Genomic DNA, 3,201 nt, shown 5'->3' with positions numbered 1-3,201 from the left:
GCCCACGTCCACCCCCGCGCCCCCGGTGACCGCCGGCCGGGCGCCGTCCTGACCGCTACGCTCCACCGGGCGTGGCGCAGCCCGAGATCCTGGAGGGCGGCGGCGGCCAACGAGGAGGTGTAGCCCTCCTGGCAGACGACCGCCACCCGCAGGTCGTAGCCGACCGCCTGGGGCAGCCGGGCCGGGCAGCGGGGGTCGAACCGCCACTCCAGCACGTTGCGTTCGATCACCAGCGCGCCGGGCACGGTGCCGTGGGCGGCCCGCTGGGCGGCCGGGCGGATGTCGACCAGCAGGGCCCCGCCCCGGTGCGCCAGGTGCGCGCGCTCCGGGTCCAGTCGGTCGAGCCGCGCCCGGGCGGCGGCCAGGATCTCGTCGATGCCCCGGGAGCCCGGTGGCGCCACCGGGGCCGGACACGCGTGCGGGTCGGTCTGCGGCATGGTCGTTGCCTCCTCTGGTTGCTGTCGGTGCGCGTACGACGGCGGGCGGGCCGCGCGGCGCGCGGGCGATCGCGGGCGGTGTGCGCGCGCCGGCGTGGCGCTCACCAGGCGACTCCCGCCTCGGCCACCTCGGCGACGCGCAGCCGGCCGTCGGTGAGCCGGTAGCTGGTCATCCGGCGCAGCGCGGGCCGGTAGACGTGGACGCTCACCGCCGGCTCGTCGTCCCGGTTGGACACCAGGTGCACGTGCCGCGAGCCGAACCGACGGCCCGAGCCGGCCGGCAGCCGGTGCGGGCGGAGCACGCCACCGTCGACGGTCTCCTCGGTCAGGACCCCGGACACGACCAGGAACGCGCCGCCGCAGCCGCCGTGGTCGTGCAGGTCGGTGCCCTGGCCGGGCAGCCAGCTCAGCGCCCACACCTCGTGGTCGGCCTCGTGGGCGAGCCGGGCGTACCACCGGGCGGTCGGGTCGAAGCGCAGCGGCACCGGCCAGTGGGCGGGGTCGGCGGCCCAGCGTCGGGCTACGGCGAGCAGGTCGGGCGGGCGTCGGTCGGGCATGGCGGTCCTCGCGGTTCGGCGGAGCGTGGACCCAGCATAGGCTGCAAACCCTATTGGTTTAGTAGGTAATCCCAAGAACTGGGATCCCGCCGGCGGACGGCCGGTCGACGTGGTCGCCGGGTGCGGGCGGCGGTCAGCGGCGGACCGGCGGCGCCACCCGGTAGCCGGGCACGGACGGCCAGCGCACGGTCAGCACGACCGACTCGCGCTCGGCGTACCAGGAGTGGTCCACGCCCCGACCCCACACCACGTAGTCGCCGGGCTCGCCGAGCAGCACCGTCCGGTCCGGCAACTCGACGCGGAACCGGCCGCTGACCAGCACCAGCAGGGCCGTGCGCCGCTCGTCGGTGGCCCATCGGGAGCGCGCCTCCCCGGCCGCGTGCACCCCCCACTTCACCTCGACGTCGGCGCTGTGCCGGGCGTCGCCCGGCGGCATGAAGTGGCCGAGCAGCCAGCCGGCGTTCGTCGCCCCGTCGACGCCCGCGTTGCCCACGTACACCCTGTCGTCCATCGCCCCTCCCCCAGCACGCCGGCCGAGCAACGTACCAGGCGGGCGTCCGACTAACCTGGACCGGTGAGTGAGGAACTCGACGCCGAGACGCTGGCGTTCGCGCACCGGATGTTCGACCTGGCGCGCGACGGCGCCACCGCCGAGCTGGCCGACTACGTCGACGCGGGGCTGCCGATCGACCTGACCAACGACAAGGGCGACACGCTGCTGATCCTGGCGGCCTACCACGCCCGCCCCGAGACCGTCGACGCGCTGCTCGCCCGCGGGGCCGACCACTCCCGCACCAACGACCGGGGCCAGACCGCGCTGGCCGCCGCCACCTTCCGCAGCAGCACCGAGGCCGTCCGGGCGCTGCTCGCCGCCGGGGCCGACCCGCACCACGGCAGCCCGTCGGCGGTGGAGACCGCCCGCTTCTTCGACCTGCCCGAGATGCTCGCGCTGCTGACGGCGCCGACCGGCTGACGGCGCCCCCGGCGCGGGCACCGGCCGCGAAGGACGCCCACGGGGCCGGCCGCGAAGGACGCCCACGGGGCCGGTCGCGAAGGACGCCCGCGCGGGCCGGTCGCCGAAGGACGCCCACGGGGCCGGTCGCGAAGGACGTCCGCGCGGGCCGGGCTGGCGGCGACGCCCGGCGCGGGAGCGTCCGCCGGCCGACCGCGACGCGCGGCGCGGGGCACGGACCTACCGCGACGCCCGACGTTTCCGGCCTGCGCCCGGTATACAGGGTCGGTGGAGGATCCGCTGCCCGAACAGATGCGCACCGCCGCCACGGCGCTGCTGGCCGCGCTCGGCGAACCCGCCCGCGCCCAGGCCACCCACCGGTTCGACGACGAGGCGGCCCGCCGCTGGCTGGAGTACCGGCCGCGGCCCCGGCCGGGGGTCTGCCTGGCCGACCTCGACCGCGCCGGGCGCAAGGCCGCGCACCGGCTGCTGGCGACCGCGCTGAGCCCACCGGCGTACGCCCAGGCGATGGCGATCGTCGCGCTGGAGGAGGTGCTGGACCGGGCGGAGGGCTGGCGTCGGGGCCGGCACAGCGGCGACTACTGGGTGGCCGTCTTCGGGGATCCGGCCCGCGACGACGCCTGGGCGTGGCGCCTGGAGGGGCACCACCTCTCGGTGAGCATGACGGTGGTGGACGACCAGGTCTCCCCCGCGCCGGTCTTCCTCGGCGCCAACCCGGCCACCGTCCGGTACGCCGGCCGCCCGGTCTCCCGGCCGTTGGGCGTGGAGGAGGACCTGGCCCGTGCCCTGCTCGACGCGATGGGGCCGGCCGGCCGGGCCGCCGCGATCGTCGCCGACGAGGCGCCCGGGGACATCATCAGCGCCACCCGTCCCCGGGTGGACGGGCCGCTGGAGCCGCTCGGGGTGCCCGCCGACCGGCTCGGGCCCACCGGGCGGGCCCTGCTGGACCAGCTCGTGGCGCTCTACCTGGACCGGCTCCCACCCGAGCTGGCGATCCGGGAGGCACGCCGGCTGGACTCCGGGCAGCTGCACTTCGCCTGGGCCGGCCCGACGGCGCCCGGCCGGCGCCACTACTACCGGGTGCAGGGCGACGACCTGCTCATCGAGTACGACAACACCACCGACGACGGCAACCACGCGCACACCGTCCTGCGCCGCCCGGCCAGCGACTTCGGCGCCGACGTCCTCGCCGCCCACCACGCCGACGCGCACCCCACCCCCTGACCCACGCGCC

General features: G+C 77.2%; 5 protein-coding genes. 2 read left to right on the top strand and 3 right to left on the bottom strand.

What is annotated here, in order from left to right:
- From ACSNN9_RS28225 to ACSNN9_RS28215, 3 genes are all read right to left on the bottom strand, one after another.
- A partial coding sequence (locus tag ACSNN9_RS28225) for a rhodanese-like domain-containing protein (RefSeq protein ID WP_436676348.1) occupies positions 1–437 on the bottom strand: 437 nt, incomplete at its 3' end.
- Positions 438–538: 101 nt separating this feature from the next.
- A complete protein-coding gene (locus ACSNN9_RS28220; protein ID WP_436676347.1) occupies positions 539–994 on the bottom strand; it encodes a cysteine dioxygenase in 456 nt (151 codons plus the stop codon).
- 133 nt (positions 995–1,127) lie between these two features.
- Positions 1,128–1,505 carry a signal peptidase I gene (locus ACSNN9_RS28215; RefSeq protein WP_436676346.1) on the bottom strand — a complete coding sequence of 126 codons (378 nt, stop codon included), beginning with the start codon at positions 1,503–1,505 and terminating at the stop codon, positions 1,128–1,130.
- 108 nt (positions 1,506–1,613) lie between these two features.
- On the opposite strand from ACSNN9_RS28215, the gene ACSNN9_RS28210 reads away from it, so the two are divergent.
- Positions 1,614–1,967 carry an ankyrin repeat domain-containing protein gene (locus ACSNN9_RS28210; RefSeq protein ID WP_436676349.1) on the top strand — a complete coding sequence of 118 codons (354 nt, stop codon included), beginning with the start codon at positions 1,614–1,616 and terminating at the stop codon, positions 1,965–1,967.
- Positions 1,968–2,234: 267 nt separating this feature from the next.
- On the top strand, positions 2,235–3,191 hold the full coding sequence (locus ACSNN9_RS28205) for a DUF3500 domain-containing protein (RefSeq protein ID WP_436676345.1): 957 nt from the start codon (positions 2,235–2,237) through the stop codon (positions 3,189–3,191).
- Positions 3,192–3,201 lie beyond the last annotated feature (10 nt).

It is taken from the genome of Micromonospora sp. URMC 107 (assembly GCF_051386315.1).
Classification (GTDB): domain Bacteria; phylum Actinomycetota; class Actinomycetes; order Mycobacteriales; family Micromonosporaceae; genus Micromonospora.
This window is presented reverse-complemented; position numbering and strand designations above follow the sequence as displayed.

Excerpts from the sequence above, each read along its gene's own strand:
- ACSNN9_RS28220 (WP_436676347.1), bottom strand. The coding sequence starts at position 994 with ATGCCCGACCGACGCCCGCCCGACCTGCTCGCCGTAGCCCGACGCTGG.
- ACSNN9_RS28215 (WP_436676346.1), bottom strand. The coding sequence starts at position 1,505 with ATGGACGACAGGGTGTACGTGGGCAACGCGGGCGTCGACGGGGCGACG.
- ACSNN9_RS28210 (WP_436676349.1), top strand. The coding sequence starts at position 1,614 with ATGTTCGACCTGGCGCGCGACGGCGCCACCGCCGAGCTGGCCGACTAC.